This is a genomic window from Cupriavidus alkaliphilus, assembly GCF_900094595.1.
Lineage (GTDB): Bacteria > Pseudomonadota > Gammaproteobacteria > Burkholderiales > Burkholderiaceae > Cupriavidus > Cupriavidus alkaliphilus.
In genome coordinates, this window is sequence record NZ_FMAD01000003.1 from 563,356 (window position 1) to 578,222 (window position 14,867).

12 protein-coding genes are annotated in these 14,867 nt (G+C 68.6%); all 12 read right to left on the bottom strand.

Annotation, left to right across the window (positions count from 1 at the left end; all coding sequences use genetic code 11):
- Nucleotides 1-303: 303 nt before the first annotated feature.
- Entirely contained in the window at nt 304-1,833 is a 1,530-nt protein-coding gene (gene purF / locus GA0116996_RS09250; RefSeq protein WP_092309705.1) for an amidophosphoribosyltransferase, read from the bottom strand.
- Between the two features lie 103 nt (nt 1,834-1,936).
- The gene (locus tag GA0116996_RS09255; protein WP_025585719.1) at nt 1,937-2,434 is read right to left on the bottom strand and encodes a CvpA family protein; all 498 of its coding nucleotides are present in this window, start codon (nt 2,432-2,434) and stop codon (nt 1,937-1,939) included.
- 40 nt (nt 2,435-2,474) lie between these two features.
- Nucleotides 2,475-3,215, bottom strand: a complete 741-nt coding sequence (locus GA0116996_RS09260; protein ID WP_092309708.1) for an SPOR domain-containing protein — start codon at nt 3,213-3,215, stop codon at nt 2,475-2,477.
- Nucleotides 3,216-3,322: 107 nt separating this feature from the next.
- Nucleotides 3,323-4,633 (bottom strand): bifunctional tetrahydrofolate synthase/dihydrofolate synthase, encoded by a 1,311-nt coding sequence (gene folC / locus GA0116996_RS09265; RefSeq protein ID WP_092309711.1) that lies wholly within the window; start codon nt 4,631-4,633, stop codon nt 3,323-3,325.
- A gap of 148 nt (nt 4,634-4,781) precedes the next feature.
- A complete protein-coding gene (accD, locus tag GA0116996_RS09270) occupies nt 4,782-5,654 on the bottom strand; it encodes an acetyl-CoA carboxylase, carboxyltransferase subunit beta (protein WP_092309714.1) in 873 nt (290 codons plus the stop codon).
- Nucleotides 5,655-5,834: 180 nt separating this feature from the next.
- A complete protein-coding gene (gene trpA / locus GA0116996_RS09275; protein ID WP_092309717.1) occupies nt 5,835-6,632 on the bottom strand; it encodes a tryptophan synthase subunit alpha in 798 nt (265 codons plus the stop codon).
- A gap of 2 nt (nt 6,633-6,634) precedes the next feature.
- Nucleotides 6,635-7,549 carry a DNA-methyltransferase gene (locus tag GA0116996_RS09280; protein ID WP_092309721.1) on the bottom strand — a complete coding sequence of 305 codons (915 nt, stop codon included), beginning with the start codon at nt 7,547-7,549 and terminating at the stop codon, nt 6,635-6,637.
- On the bottom strand, nt 7,549-8,742 hold the full coding sequence (trpB, locus tag GA0116996_RS09285; protein ID WP_092309723.1) for a tryptophan synthase subunit beta: 1,194 nt from the start codon (nt 8,740-8,742) through the stop codon (nt 7,549-7,551). Before trpB ends, GA0116996_RS09280 begins: the two co-directional genes overlap by 1 nt.
- A gap of 125 nt (nt 8,743-8,867) precedes the next feature.
- Nucleotides 8,868-9,590, bottom strand: a complete 723-nt coding sequence (locus tag GA0116996_RS09290; RefSeq protein ID WP_018005195.1) for a phosphoribosylanthranilate isomerase — start codon at nt 9,588-9,590, stop codon at nt 8,868-8,870.
- Entirely contained in the window at nt 9,577-10,395 is an 819-nt protein-coding gene (gene truA, locus GA0116996_RS09295; protein ID WP_092309725.1) for a tRNA pseudouridine(38-40) synthase TruA, read from the bottom strand. The genes GA0116996_RS09290 and truA overlap by 14 nt, the downstream gene beginning before the upstream one ends.
- Nucleotides 10,396-10,524: 129 nt before the next feature.
- Nucleotides 10,525-13,359 (bottom strand): motility hub landmark protein FimV, encoded by a 2,835-nt coding sequence (locus GA0116996_RS09300; protein ID WP_092309727.1) that lies wholly within the window; start codon nt 13,357-13,359, stop codon nt 10,525-10,527.
- 297 nt (nt 13,360-13,656) lie between these two features.
- A complete protein-coding gene (gene asd, locus GA0116996_RS09305; RefSeq protein ID WP_092309730.1) occupies nt 13,657-14,793 on the bottom strand; it encodes an aspartate-semialdehyde dehydrogenase in 1,137 nt (378 codons plus the stop codon).
- Nucleotides 14,794-14,867: the final 74 nt, after the last annotated feature.

Below are 14,867 nucleotides of genomic sequence, written 5' to 3' on the forward strand. Positions count from 1 at the left end.
CGGTCGTACCCGCGCGAATGCAATGGTTGTGGCCTGCCGCGGCAAGGCGGCCGGCCATGAAAAAAGCCCGTGCGATCGAATGGTCGGATCGACGGGCTTGCTGTTCTGCGGAGGCCTTCGGCAGGCTGTGGCGGTTGGGCGGCCAGTTGCGCAGGCACTGCGCGGACTGGCAAACACTGCAACCACCATCTCTTTAGCTGTTTCGGGCTGGACCCGCGTCCGCAAGCTGACTATCAAATCGACGCCCGGCCATGTTACGGCCGGGCTTCGCATCCGTCAACGCACGGGCGCGCGGCGCGCGGCTTACTCGTTGCCGCCGGAGCGCTGCAGGTGCAGTGACGAGCGCTCGGTGTCGCCGCCGGTGCCGTCGCGGTCGGCCTGGCTGCGCGCCGTTTCCAGGCGCTCCAGGTAGGCCTCGTCGATATCGCCGGTAACGTAGCGGCCATCGAAGCACGATGCATCGAAGTCGTTCAGCGCGGGGTTGATGTCGCGCACCGCCTGCTTCATCGCTTCCACGTCCTGGTACACCAGCTTGTCCGCGCCGATGATCTTGGCGATCTCTTCGTGGGAGCGGCCATGCGCCACCAGTTCGCTGCGGGTCGGCATGTCGATGCCGTACACGTTGGGGAACTTCACCGGCGGCGCGGCCGAGGCGAAGATCACCTTGTTGGCGCCGGCGTCGCGCGCCATCTGCACGATCTCGAACGAGGTGGTGCCGCGCACGATCGAGTCGTCGACGATCAGCACGTTCTTGCCCTTGAACTCCACGCCCATGGCGTTGAGCTTCTGGCGCACCGACTTCTTGCGCACCGCCTGGCCCGGCATGATGAAGGTGCGGCCGACGTAGCGGTTCTTGAAGAAGCCTTCGCGGTAATTGACGCCCAGGCGGTTGGCCACCTGCATCGCGGCCGGCCGGCTGCTGTCCGGGATCGGCATGACCACGTCGATATCGCCGGCCGACACTTCCTGGCGGATCTTCTCGGCCAGGTAGTCGCCCATGCGCAGGCGCGCGTCGTAGACCGGCACGCCGTCGATGCACGAATCCGGGCGGGCCAGGTAGACGTACTCGAAGATGCACGGCGTCAGCACCGGGTTGTCGGCGCACTGCTTGCTGTAGAGCTTGCCGTCGAGGTCGATGAAGATGGCCTCGCCCGCCGCCACGTCGCGCTCGAACTTGTAGCCGATGCCTTCCAGCGCCACGGACTCGGATGCCACCATCCATTCCTTGCCGGTCGGGGTCTCGACGCTGCCCAGGCACAGCGGGCGGATGCCGAACGGGTCGCGCACGGCCAGCATGCCGTAGCCGGCGATCTGCGCCGCGATCGCGTACGAGCCGCGCACGCGCCGGTGCATGCCCGCCACGGCCTTGAAGATCATTTCCGGATCGAGCGCCATGCCGTTGCTGGCGCGCTGCAGCTCGTCGGCCAGCACGTTCAGCAGCACTTCGGTGTCCGAGTGCGTGTTGATGTGGCGGCGGTCGCGGCGGAACATTTCCTCGCGCAGCTGCTGCCAGTTGGTCAGGTTGCCGTTATGCGCCAGGATGATGCCGTAGGGGGCGTTGACGTAGAACGGCTGCGCCTCTTCCTCGCTCGAGGCCGAGCCGGCGGTCGGGTAGCGCACCTGGCCGATGCCTGCGGTGCCCGGCAGGCCGCGCATGTTGCGGGTGCGGAAGACATCGCGCACCAGGCCGTTGGCCTTGTGCATGTGGAAGGTACTGCCGTTGGCGGTGGCGATGCCGGCAGCATCCTGTCCGCGGTGTTGCAACAACAGCAGGCTGTCGTAAATCAGTTGGTTGACAGGCGTGGCTGAAACCACACCGACGATACCGCACATGCCAAGCTCCCAGGAAAGGCTTTGATTCAGGGGGCGCAGCCCGGCCCGGGATCCTCCGGGCCCGAAGGCCTGCGTTACTACCAGCCGCGCAACGTGCCCGGCCTTATGTCTTCACGTACTTCGCCAGCTCCGGCGGCAGCCATGGCTTGATCGACTCCATGGCCTGCATCACATAGGGGCGGCTCACCGCATCGCGCCAGAACGGTTCTTCCGGCAATTTCGTCAGGCTGGCCAGCGTCACCATCACCATCACCAGCAGCACGCCGCGCAGCAGGCCGAACACCAGTCCCAGGCCGCGGTCGGCAGGCTTGAGGCCGGTGCTCTCCAGCAATTGCCCCACCACCATGCCGGCCAGCGAGGCCCCCAGCACGGTGCCGATCAGCAGCACCACGAAGCCCAGCGCATGGCGGGCCAGCTCGCCGCCCGGCAGCGACTCTGGCATCCAGCCCGCGGCCACCGCGCCGTAGCGGAACGCCACCCAGAACGCCACCACCCAGCCGATCAGCGACAGCACCTCGCGCACCAGCCCGCGCAGCACGCCCAGCAGGCCCGAGGCCAGCAGGATAAAGACCACGGCATAGTCGAAGAAAGTCGGCTGCATCGTTGCTGGCGGCCGCGCACGCGCGCCGGCCGCGGCGCCCTTACTGTTCCACGACCTTCGAGGTCAGCCCCACCGCCCGCACGCGCTTGTCGGCGGCATCGGCGGCGTCGCGGTCGTTGAAGGGACCGGCACGCAGCAGGATGCGCTCGCCATCGGCCAGCACTTTCTTTTCGACATAGGCCGGCACCTTGCTCGCCTTGAGCTTGGCCAGCCAGCCCTTGGCGCGCTCTTCGGAAGAAAACGCGCCGATCAGGATCAGGTACTTGCCGCTGCCGGTCTTGGCTTCGGTCCTGGTTTCAGGCTTCGGCTCGGGCTTGGCTTCGGTGCGCTGCGCGGGCTTGTCGGCGGCAGCCGCCGAGGGCTTCGGCGCATTGACGATTTCCTCGCCGGCATCGAGCGCGGCGGCATCGTTTCGCGACGCCGGCGAGGCCGGCGCGGGCGGCAGCGGATCGGCCTTGCGCGGCTCGACGCGCGGCTTGTGCGAACTGGTGACACCGTTGGCGACCTTGACCGAGACGTCGTCGGACACCGGCCGCGGCTTGGTTTCGAACACGATCGGCAGCACGATCACGGCGGCCACCATCAGCACCACGGCGCCGATCAGCCGGCGGCGCGCGCGCTGCTTCTGCGGAAATTCAGGGTCCAGCGTGTCGTCGGCATACTCGTCGGCCAGTCGGCGCGACGAGGCGATGCCCGCACCCGTCTCGGCGCGCTGGCGCCGGGCACGCTCGGGTGCCGGGTCGTTGCCCTTGCGGGAGGAAAACAGCGAAAGCAGGCCCATAGATTGGTTCGGTGATACGGCCCGGTGGGCCGCTCGTTGCGTTTGCCGCTCAGTGATCGGCCAAGGCCGCCGGGGTTGCCAGCACAGCGCGCGCCGGGACGCCCGCTTCAGTTAGCCTGCGTGGCACGGTAGGCCATCACGCCGGCGACGGTATAGAACGATCCGAAGACCAGAATTCTATCATTCTCGGTGGCACGCTCGATGGCATCGCGGAATGCCGCCTCGGGACTGGAAAAGCAGGCCGCGGTCGCATCCGGGCCGGGCTGGAAGCCCCCTGCCTCGAGCTTGCCGAGCAGCTCCGCGGCGCTGGCCGCGCGTTCGGTGGGCAGGTCGCACAGGCACCAGTGGTCGACCTTGTCGGCCACATGCTGCAGCACCCCGGCGATGTCCTTGTCCTGCATCGCGCCGAACACCGCGTAGGTGTAGCGGAAGAAGCCCATGTTCTCGAGGTTCTGCCCCAGCGTCGCCGCCGCATGCGGATTGTGCGCCACGTCGAGGATCACGGCCGGACGGCCCGGCAGCACCTGGAACCGGCCCGGCAGCTCGACGAAGGCCAGGCCGTTGCGCACTTCCTGCGCGCTCACCGGCAGTCGCTCGCGCAGCGCCTGCAACGCCGCCAGCGCCGCCGATGCATTCAGCAGCTGGTTGGCGCCGCGCAGCGCCGGATAGCCCAGGCCGTTGAGCTTGCGCCCGCCGCCGCTCCAGTCCCATTGCTGGCGCTCCTGGCCCTTGGCGGCCTGGAAATGGTAGTCGCGCCCCACCAGCCACAGCTCGGCGCCGACCGCTTCGGCGTGCGCCAGCAGCGACTTGGGCGGCACCGGGTCGCCGCAGATCGCGGGCACGCCCGGGCGAAAGATGCCGGCCTTCTCGAAGCCGATTTCCTCGCGGGTGTTGCCCAGGTACTGGGTATGGTCGATGTCGACGCTGGTGATGATGGCGCAGTCGGTATCGATCACATTGGTCGCATCGAGGCGGCCGCCCAGCCCCACTTCCAGGACGATCGCATCGAGGCCGGCCGCGGCAAAGAAATGCAGGATTGCCAGCGTGGTGAATTCGAAGTAGGTCAGGCTGACCGGGTCGGCAAAGCTGTTGCGCGCATGCTCGACCGCCTCGAAGTGCGGCAGCAGTTGCGCATCGGTGGCGATCTCGCCGTTCAGGCGCGCGCGCTCGTTGAACGAGATCAGGTGCGGCGAGGTATGGCAGCCCACCTTGTAGCCGGCTTCCAGCAGGATGCGCTCGAGCATGGCGCAGGTCGAGCCCTTGCCGTTGGTGCCGCCCACGGTGAAGACGGCGGCGTCGATGCGCAGCCCGAGGGCTTCCTTCACGCGCGTGATGCGCGTCAGGCCCATGTCGATGCCCACTGGATGGGCGGTTTCGAGATGGGAGAGCCATTCGGGGAGCGTGTGGAAGACAGGCATTTCGGGTGTTCGAGGGAAGCGTTTTGAAGCGTTTGCTACCAGATTCGGGCAGGCGGGCGCAAAGTCAAGGGCCCGGCGCCGCGCCCGTCCAGAAAAGGCGAAAGGCGCGTCAACCACCCGCGCCTTCGGTATCGCGATCGTGGCGGCGTTATGCCACCGCGTCGGCGGGCTGCTTCTGCAGCAGCGCCAGCAGTTGTGCCAGTTCGGCGCGCATCTTGCGGCGGTCGACGATCATGTCGACGGCGCCCTTGGTCAGCAGGAACTCCGAGCGCTGGAAGCCTTCCGGCAGCTTCTCGCGCACGGTCTGCTCGATCACGCGCGGGCCGGCAAAGCCGATCAGCGCCTTGGGCTCGGCGATCACCACGTCGCCCAGGAAGGCGAACGAAGCCGACACGCCGCCCATGGTCGGGTCGGTCAGCACGCTGATGAACGGCAGCCTGGCCGCGCTCAGCTGGTTCAGCATCGCCGTGGTCTTGGCCATCTGCAGCAGCGACAGCAGGCTTTCCTGCATGCGCGCGCCGCCGGTGGCGGTAAAGCAGATGAACGGCACCTTCTGCTCGAGCGCGGCCTGCGCGCCGCGCACGAAGCGCTCGCCCACCACCGAGCCCATCGAGCCGCCCATGAACTCGAACTCGAAGCAGCTCGCCACCACCGGGATGGTGTGGATGGCACCGCCCATCACCACCATGGCATCGGTCTCGCCGGTGTCTTCCATGGCGGCCTTGATGCGGTCCGGGTACTTCTTGGAATCCTTGAACTTGAGCGCGTCGACCGGCACGATCTCCTGGCCGATCTCATAGCGGCCTTCGGCGTCCAGCAGCGCGTCCAGGCGCGCGCGCGCGCTGATGCGCATATGGTGGTCGCACTTGGGGCAGACGTGCAGGTTAGCCTCGACGTCGGTCCGGTACAGGGTGGACTCGCACGACGGGCACTTGACCCACAACCCCTCGGGGATGCCCTTGCGGGTGCTGGGGTCGGTCTGTTGAATCTTGGGGGGCAGGAGTTTATCCAACCAGCTCATGAAAGCTCCTTTCGGATGACTGCGGTCCGCCGGCAGACCCATGGTCGGGGCGCCGGTTGGCGGAAGGCAGGGAATCAACCCGCGAATTTACCACGCCGGCCCGGTGAGCTCGAAGCGCAACGCGCGAATTGCGCACGATAACGCACTTTTCGCCCCGCCCCAGGCCGGCAATGAATCACTTCAGGCATCCAGCGCCTGGCGAATTTCGGCGATGAACGATTGCAGAGTCGCCACCGCCTGCTCGCGCGGGGCGTCTTCCAGCAACTGCACCAGCCGGCTGCCGATCACCACGGCATCGGCCACGCTGCCGATCGCGCGCGCGGTCTGCGCGTCGCGGATGCCGAAGCCCACCCCGACCGGCAGGTTGGCGTGCTGCTTGATCAGCGGCAGGCGCGCCGCCACGCTGTCGAGGTCGATGGCGGCCGAGCCGGTCACGCCCTTGAGCGAGACGTAGTACAGGTAGCCGCTGGCGACGCGCGCCACTGCCTGGATGCGCGCATCGGTCGAGGTCGGCGCCAGCAGGAAGATCGGGTCCATGCCGTGGTCGCGCATCAGCCCGGCGAACGACTCGCACTCCTCGGGCGGATAGTCGACCACCAGCACGCCGTCGACGCCGGCGGCGCTGGCGGCCTTGGCGAAGGCCGCCTCGCCCATGCGCTCGATCGGGTTGGCGTAGCCCATCAGCACCACCGGCGTGTCGGCGTTGGTCTGGCGGAACTCGCGCACCCACTGCAGCACCTGCGTGAGCGACACGCCTTGCGCCAGCGCGCGCTCGGAGGCGCGCTGGATCACCGGACCGTCGGCCATCGGGTCGGAGAACGGCACGCCCAGCTCGATCACGTCGGCGCCGCCCGCCACCAGCGCTTGCATCAGCGCCACGGTCAGGCCGGGCTCGGGGTCGCCGGCGGTGATGAACGGAATCAGGCCCTTCTTCTGCTGCGCGGCCAGCGCCGCGAACGTCTTCTGGATACGGGACATATTCAGGGAATCAGGTGAGGCCGCGGCGCCGGCGAGACATCGTCGTTGGCGGCGGCCAGGGTTGGGGTCGCATCGGGCTCGATCGCGGGCATGGCCTCTGCAGCAGCGGCCACGCGCCCGCACGCCACCTGCACGTACTCGGGGTTGATTTCGTAGCCGACAAAGCGCCGGCCGTGGCGCAGGCAGGCCACCGCGGTGGTGCCGCTGCCGGCGAACGGATCCAGCACCAGGCCGCCCGGCGGGCAGCTCGACAGCACCATGCGCTCGACGATCTCCAGCGGCTTCTGCGTCGGGTGGTTGGCACGCTCCGGATCCTGGCGGTGGATGCGCGAGACGCTCCACAGGTCCTTCGGGTTGTAGCCCACCTCCAGCCACTTCTTGCCCTCGAAGCGTGGACGGCTGCGCGCCTTCTTGGTCTCGGGGTCGTACGGGATGCGCACCGGGTCGAGATCGAAGTAGTAGTCGCGCGCCTTGGCAAAGAAGCCGATGTTGTCGTGCACCGACGAGAACTTGCGCGTGGTGCCGCCCATGCTGGGCACGCGGCGGTCCCAGATGATCTCGTTGATCATGGTCAGGCGCCGCTTCAGCATCACGAACAGCTCCGGCGAGTACTGCCACGTGCAGAACAGATAGAGCGTGCCCTTGGGCGCGAGCTTGGGCACCACCGCGTCCATCCAGCGCTCGGACCAGTCCAGATAGGCCTGGCCCGACAGCAGGTCGGAATCGTTGCCGTAGTCCTTGCCCAGCCCGTACGGCGGATCGGCGACGATCAGGTCGACCGACCCATCCGGCAGGCGCGCAATGCCCTCGAACATGTCTTCCTGGAACAGGCGCAGCGGGGCGGAGTCGGGGGCGCCGGCAGCATCCGGCGCGCCGGCGCCGCCCACGGCAAGTCCGGTCGGAGGCAGCGCGCGCATCAGAGCTTGAGTCCCGCGCGCTCGGCCACGGTGTGCATGTCCTTGTCGCCGCGGCCGGACAGGTTCACCAGCAAGAGCTTGTCCTTGGGCAGCGTCGGCGCCAGCTTGCAGGCATAGGCGATGGCGTGGCTCGATTCCAGCGCCGGGATGATGCCCTCGATGCGGCAGCAGTCGTGGAAGGCCTTGAGCGCTTCCTCGTCGGTGACCGGCACGTATTGCGCGCGGCCGCTGTCCTTGAGCCAGGCATGCTCGGGGCCGACGCCGGGGTAGTCCAGCCCGGCCGACACCGAATGGGTCTCGATGATCTGGCCGTTGTCGTCCTGCAGCAGGTAGGTGCGGTTGCCGTGCAGCACGCCCGGCGTGCCGCCGGTCAGCGAGGCCGCGTGGCGGCCCGTGTCCAGCCCGTCGCCGGCGGCTTCGACGCCGATCAGCTGCACATCCTGGTGCTCGATGTACGGATAGAAGATGCCCATGGCATTGGAGCCGCCGCCGACGCAGGCGATCACCGCATCCGGCTGGCGCCCGGTCATTTCGGGCATCTGCACCTTGGCTTCCTCGCCGATCACGCACTGGAAGTCGCGCACCATCATCGGGTACGGGTGCGGGCCGGCCACGGTGCCGATGATGTAGAAGGTGTTCTCGACGTTGGTGACCCAGTCGCGCATGGCCTCGTTGAGCGCGTCCTTGAGCGTGCGCGAGCCGCTTTCCACCGGCACCACGGTCGCGCCCAGCAGCTTCATGCGGTAGACGTTGGCGGCCTGGCGCCTGACGTCCTCGGCGCCCATGTAGACCACGCACTCCATGCCGAAGCGCGCGGCGATGGTGGCGGTGGCCACGCCGTGCTGCCCTGCCCCGGTCTCGGCGATCACGCGCGGCTTGCCCATGCGCCTGGCCAGCAGCGCCTGGCCGATGACGTTGTTGATCTTGTGCGCGCCGGTGTGGTTCAGGTCCTCGCGCTTGAAGTAGATCTGCGCGCCGCCGAGCGTCTCGCTCCAGCGCTGCGCGTGGTAGATCGGCGACGGGCGGCCGACGAAGTGCTTCAGCTCGCGGCGGAATTCGGCGTCGAACTCGGGATCCTTCTGGTAATGCGCATAGGCGTCGCGCAGCTCATCGAGCGCGTGCACCAGCGTTTCGGACACGAAGGTGCCGCCATAGGGGCCGAAATGGCCGCGGGAATCGGGCAGGTCGTACATGTCTAGGCTCTTCGGAACAGCGGCCTTGCCTCAGCCGGCAAGGGCGCATGGTTGACTGGGTGCGCAACGGCCGCCTGGAAGCGGCGGGACACGGAGGTGGGCAAGGGATTGGTCTTCGCCCCGGCTCATCCGGCCTCGGCGCTGCGGACAGCGCGCACGAACTCGGCAATGCGGGCGTGGTCCTTCACGCCCTTGGCGGCCTCTACCCCGCTGCTGACATCGACGGCGTAGGGGCGCACGCGTTCAATCGCGCCAGCGACGTTTTGCGCGTTCAACCCACCACTCAAAACGATGCGAGGAGCGCCGCTTGCGTTCGGGTTGCCGGTTGCCATAACCGGGGGATTGGGCGGAAGCCATGCCGGAGGAATCAGGGTCCAGTCGAAGACGTGGCCGCCACCGCCATAGCCTTCGACGAAGGCATCGAGCAGCAAGGCAGCGGCATCACGGTATTGGTCGGCGAATTCTACCAAATCGAGCCCCGCACGGACACGGGCGGCGCGCAGGAACGGCAAGGCGCAGCGCTGGGCGGCCTGGGTGCAGAACTGCGGGGTCTCGTCGCCGTGCAGCTGCAGCAGCGTCAGCGGCACACGCTCGGCCACGTGGGCGATGTCTTCGAGGTCGGCGTTGACGAACAGGCCCGTCACCGTGACGAACGGCCCGGCGGCCTCGGCCAGCGCCGCGGCCTGCGCCACGTCGACGTAGCGCGGGCTCTTGGGGTAGAACACCAGCCCGATCGCGTCGGCGCCGGCATCGACCGCGGCGCGCACGTCGTCCTCGCGGGTCAGGCCGCAGATCTTGATGCGGGTGCGCTGCGGCAGGTGCGCCGCACTGCCCTCAGGCTGCGTCATCGAACACTCCATGGAACAGGCTCGCGGACGGGTCGGCCGCGGGGATCGGGTAAGCATCAGGATACTTGACCCCGACCAGGTAGAGGCCATCCGGCATGAAGGTCGGCGCCGCCAGCTTGCGGTCGCGCCCGGCCAGCACCTGGGCCAGCCACTGCGGCGGGTAGCGCCCGCGCCCCACCGCCACCAGGCAACCCATCAGGTTGCGCACCATGTGGTGCAGGAAAGCGCTGGCGCGGAAGCGCAGGAACACCCAGTTGCCGTCGTCGCGGATGGTGACGTCGTACATGGTCTTGACCGGGGATTTCGCCTGGCACTCGGCGGCGCGGAACGCGGAAAAGTCGTGCTCGCCGATCAGGTGCGCCGCGGCTGCGCGCATGGCGTCGACGTCGAGCCGTTGCCCGGGCGGCAGCATCTGGTAGCCGGCGCGACCATGCACCAGCGGCACCCGGTGCGGACCGGTGTAGAGCGCGTAGTAATACATGCGCTCGTACGCCAGGAAGCGGGCATGGAAGCCGTCATCGACCGGCAGCGCCCACTGCAGCGCGATCGACGGCGGCAGGAAGGCGTTGACGCCGCGCACCCAGGAAAAGGGTTCGCGCTCCAGTTCGGTATCCAGGTGGATCACCTGGCCCAGCGCATGCACGCCGGTATCGGTGCGTCCCGCCACCGTGGTCAGCAGGCGCACGCCGGCAAAGCGCTCGATGGCGTCTTCGAGGTGGTCCTGGACGGTATTGCGGTGCGGCTGCGACTGCCACCCGGAAAAGGCGGCGCCGTCGTAGTGCAGGCCAAGGGCGATGCGGTTCATGTCAGGGGAAAAAGCATGGCGGCGCGCAGGCTAGGCGCGCCGGAAAAGCAAATGCGCCGGAAGGGACGCTTCCGGCGCATCGCTTCTGGCCGCGGCAGCGCGTGCCGCGGCCGGACCGCCAATGATAGCTCAGGCCACTTCGAGCAGCAGCGAGCGGGCCTCGGCTTGCAGCGGATCCTGCGACTGCTCGACCACTTCCTGCAGCAGTTCGCGCGCCCCTTCCTTGTCGCCGATCTCGATATAGGCGCGCGCCAGGTCCAGCTTGATCTGCATGTCGCGCCCGCCGTCCAGGCCGTCGGCCGACAGCGTGCTCGGCGACACGCTCTGGCCCAGGCTGCCGGCGGTGTCGGGTGCCACCCGCGACAGGTCGATCGGCTCGGCCAGCTTGCCGTCGCGCAGCATGGTGGTGGCGGGAAGCGGCACCGAGGCCTCGTCGAGCGCGGCGGGGGCCGCGGCATTGCCTTGCGGCGTGCTGCCCAGGTCCAGCGACAGCCCGGACATGTCGAACTCCAGCGGGCGGCCGCGGGTCGGCGTGTCGAGCGTGGGCACGTCGTCATCGGCAAGCGGATCGGTGCCCGGCAGGCCCATGTCGAGGCGCACCGCCTCGCCCGGCTGCGGCGTCTCGGCGCCGAACACCATCGCCGCCGAAGCGGGCGCGACGATCGGGTCGCCGGCGGCCGGCGCCGGGAAGGCATCCAGCGGCAGCGACAGGTCGCCCAGGGACGGCTCCAGCCGCGCGATCGAGGCGGGATTCTGCGACGGATCCTGCGTGCGCCACTGGTCGGTTGCCGGCGATGCCGTATCGAGGCCCGCAGCCTCCGGCGTCACCACCATGAACAGCGCGTTGCCGGGCTCCAGCGCACGCCCCATTTCCGCGGCCTTCAGCCATTCCGCTCCGTGTCCGCCGGTCTGGGCGAACATTTCCTCTGCAATCACGCGGAACCCTTCCACATCCTGTCTGTTGCTGTAAATCTCCAGGAGCTTGAGCCGTACCGGCTGCTGCTCCGGGTGTTTCTCCAGGGCTTCGCGCAGGATTTCCTCTGCCTGCACATCGCGCCCGTAGGCGATATAGACCTCGGCCTCGGCGATCGGGTCGACCTCGTTGGCTTCGGGCGTGTTGTTGCCGATGCGGAAATCGGCGCCGAACACGCTGTGCTGCGAGGTGTCGACGCTCTGCCCGCCGGCAGTGCCGAACAGCGAGTTGGCGCCGGCCATGACGGTGCTTTCCTGCGACAGGATGCTGTCGCCGAAGCCAGTGGCCTCGCCCTCCTTCTGCTTCTGGCGGCGGCGATAGATCGCGTACACGCCCAGCAGCGCCACCACCAGGCCACCGCCCGGCAGCAGCATGGGATTGGCCAGCAGGCCGTCGAGGAACGACGGTTCGGGCACCGGCTCGGGCTGCGCGACCACCGGCGGGACAGGCTTGGCCGCAGGAGCCGATGCGGCACCTTGCGCCGCGTTGGCTGCCAAGTCCGCGGCAGGCTGCGAGGCGGGAGCCGCGGCCACGGCGGAGGCTGCCGCGGGCGCCACCGCAGCCGCGGCACTGGCGCCGGCCGCCGGCACGACAGGCGCGCTTGCCGCATTCGCCACGGCGGCCGCGGTTGCTGCGGCCGCTGCGGTGGCCGCTACCGCGTCGGCCTTCGGCGGCTCGGCCGGCACCACGGCGGGCGCGGCGGCTGCGGCCCTGGCGGCGGCGTCAGCCTTTTCCTTGTCGGCCAGCGCGGCCTGGTTGGCCTGGCTGAGCTTGGCGATCTCGGCGTTCTTCAGCTCGAGCAGCTTCTGCATGTCGCCGACATTCTTTTGCAGCTGGGCCAGGCGCGCCTCGGCTTCCTTCAGCTGGCGCTCGCGCGCGACTTCGGCTTCGGCCTTGGCCGCGGCGTCGGCCTGCACGCCACGCGCGGCCTTGCTGAGCTTGAGCTCATCGCGCGGGCCGTCGGTCGGCGCCGCCTGCTCCTGCACGCGCGCGGTCACGTTACCGGACTGCTGGCGGCCGCTGTCGGGCTCGACCGATTTGGCCGCGGCGGCGCTGGCCAGCCGGCTGCGGTAGGCGTCGAAGCCCTGCGTGCGCGCCACCACTTCGCGGCGCGCCGCCCTGGGCGTCACGGCCTGCGCCTGCTGCTGAGTCGGCACCTGCAGCACCGCGCCGCTGCGCAGGCGGTTCATGTTGCCGCCGATAAAGGCGTTGGGGTTGTTGCGATAGAGCGCCACCAGCATCTGGTCCAGCGAGACCGATTCTTGGCCCTGCACGGCCTCGCCGGCAATGCCATAGAGCGTGTCGCCGCGCTGCACGGTGTAGCCGCCGCCGGGGGCCATGTCGGTGCCGGCGGCCGGCGCCGCGGCGCGCCTGGCGCTCGGTCGCGCGGGACGGGCGGGTGCGGCCGGCCGGGCCGGCTCGGCCTCGGCGCTGGGCGCGGCCTGCTGCACCGGCGCAGGTGGCGCGGCGGCAGGTGCCGGCGCGGCCGGTGCGTCGGGCGTGGCGGCCTGCACCACCGGTGCCGGCGAGAAGGTCTGGTTGGAAGCCCTGGCCCCGGCGGGGTCGAGCAGGAAGGTGTAGGCGCGCGAGACCTTGCCGCTGGCCCAGCTCATGTCGACCAGGATATCGACGAAGGGCTCGCTGATCGGCTGGCTGGAACGGACCCGTGCCACGTAGCTGCCGTTGGCGCGGCGCTCCACTTCCAGCCGCAGGCTGCCTACGGCTGGCAGGTAGGTCAAGCCGGCCGCGGCATAGGCGCCCGGCGGCGCCAGCTTGACGCTGAGCCCCGCGGCCTCCTCGGCGGTGACCCCGCTGATGTCGATCTCAGCCTGCAGCGGCTGCCCCAGATTCGACTGAACCCGCAATTGCCCGAACCCCGCGGCATACGCGGCCGGCTGCGCAAGCAGCAGGCCCAGTGCCGTGACGGCCAGCGTTGACCAGCGCTGACGGGCAGTAGGCGCATCTTTCCGGCGATGTTGGCTCACACTCACCTTGTGCTCCGTTATGTTTTAGTAGCGATATGAATCGACAAACCGACCCCATAAACCAGGTCCGCCCGGCCGGCGGAGCATTCTGAACGGCCCCTTTGCCAGCCCGCGCGCAGGCGCCCGTCCCTGCGGACGGGGGGCGCATGCCGGCGTATTGTGACGCATCGCCCAGGAAAATAGGCGCCCGGATACAACAACGCCGCGCACGGGCGCGGCGTCGTAAGCAAAGCGCTGCATTCTGTTGCCTGGCTGCAACGCGCGCAACCAGGCCACAGGCGGCGGCCTGCAATCAGGATTCGATCAGGACTCGATCAGGATACGCAGCATGCGGCGCAGCGGCTCGGCCGCGCCCCACAGCAGCTGGTCGCCGACCGTGAAGGCCGACAGGTACTCGCCGCCCATCTGCATCTTGCGCAGGCGGCCGACCGGGATGGTCAGCGTGCCGGTCACGGCGGCGGGGGTCAGGTCGGTCATGCTGGCTTCGCGCGTATTCGGCACCACCTTGGCCCACGGGTTGTGCGCGGCGAGCATGCCTTCGATCTCGTCCAGCGGCACATCGCGGCGCAGCTTGATGGTCAGCGCCTGCGAGTGGCAGCGCATCGCGCCGATGCGCACGCACAGGCCGTCGACGGCGATCGGCGTGGCGCCGGTCGCGCCCAGGAAGCCCTCGCCGCGGCCCAGGATCTTGTTGGTCTCGGCGCCGCCCTTCCACTCTTCCTTGGACTGGCCGTTGCCGAGGTCCTTGTCGATCCAGGGGATCAGGTTGCCGGCCAGCGGCACGCCGAACTGCTTGGTTTCTTCCGCCGACAGGCCGTGCTGGGTCGACAGGATCTGGCGGTCGATCTCCAGGATGGCCGACGCCGGGTTGTCCAGCAGCGGCTTGACCGAAGCGTTCAGCGTGCCGAACTGGGTCAGCAGCTCGCGCATGTGCTGGGCGCCACCGCCCGAGGCAGCCTGGTAGGTCATCGAGGTCATCCACTCGACCATGTCGGCCTGGAACAGGCCGCCCAGACCGATCAGCATGCAGCTGACGGTGCAGTTGCCGCCGATGAAATTCTTGACGCCCTTGGACAGCGCGTCCTTGATCACACCCTGGTTGACCGGATCGAGCACGATGATGGCATCGTCCTTCATCCGCAGCGACGACGCCGCGTCGATCCAGTAGCCCTTCCAGCCCGCCGCGCGCAGCTTGGGGAAGACTTCGTTGGTGTAGTCGCCGCCTTGGGCGGTCAGCACCACGTCGCACTTCTTCAGTGCCTCGATGTCGTTGGCATCCTTGAGCGTGGTTTCGTTCTTGGCCATGGCGGGCGCCTTGCCGCCGGCGTTGGACGTGCTGAAGAAGACGGGCTCGATATGGTCGAAATCACGCTCTTCCTGCATGCGCTGCATCAGGACGCTGCCGACCATTCCCCGCCAACCGACGAGACCTACAATCATGATTTACCTCGGATGTGATTTTTACTTCCCCGCCATTTTCCTCGCCCGGCGTGGCTGCGCGGGGAAGACGGGCA

Coding starts and splice junctions, on each gene's coding strand:
- purF (WP_092309705.1), bottom strand. CDS start 1,833: ATGTGCGGTATCGTCGGTGTGGTTTCAGCCACGCCTGTCAACCAACTG.
- GA0116996_RS09255 (WP_025585719.1), bottom strand. CDS start 2,434: ATGCAGCCGACTTTCTTCGACTATGCCGTGGTCTTTATCCTGCTGGCC.
- GA0116996_RS09260 (WP_092309708.1), bottom strand. CDS start 3,215: ATGGGCCTGCTTTCGCTGTTTTCCTCCCGCAAGGGCAACGACCCGGCA.
- folC (WP_092309711.1), bottom strand. CDS start 4,633: ATGCCTGTCTTCCACACGCTCCCCGAATGGCTCTCCCATCTCGAAACC.
- accD (WP_092309714.1), bottom strand. CDS start 5,654: ATGAGCTGGTTGGATAAACTCCTGCCCCCCAAGATTCAACAGACCGAC.
- trpA (WP_092309717.1), bottom strand. CDS start 6,632: ATGTCCCGTATCCAGAAGACGTTCGCGGCGCTGGCCGCGCAGCAGAAG.
- GA0116996_RS09280 (WP_092309721.1), bottom strand. CDS start 7,549: ATGCGCGCGCTGCCTCCGACCGGACTTGCCGTGGGCGGCGCCGGCGCG.
- trpB (WP_092309723.1), bottom strand. CDS start 8,742: ATGTACGACCTGCCCGATTCCCGCGGCCATTTCGGCCCCTATGGCGGC.
- GA0116996_RS09290 (WP_018005195.1), bottom strand. CDS start 9,590: ATGACGCAGCCTGAGGGCAGTGCGGCGCACCTGCCGCAGCGCACCCGC.
- truA (WP_092309725.1), bottom strand. CDS start 10,395: ATGAACCGCATCGCCCTTGGCCTGCACTACGACGGCGCCGCCTTTTCC.
- asd (WP_092309730.1), bottom strand. CDS start 14,793: ATGATTGTAGGTCTCGTCGGTTGGCGGGGAATGGTCGGCAGCGTCCTG.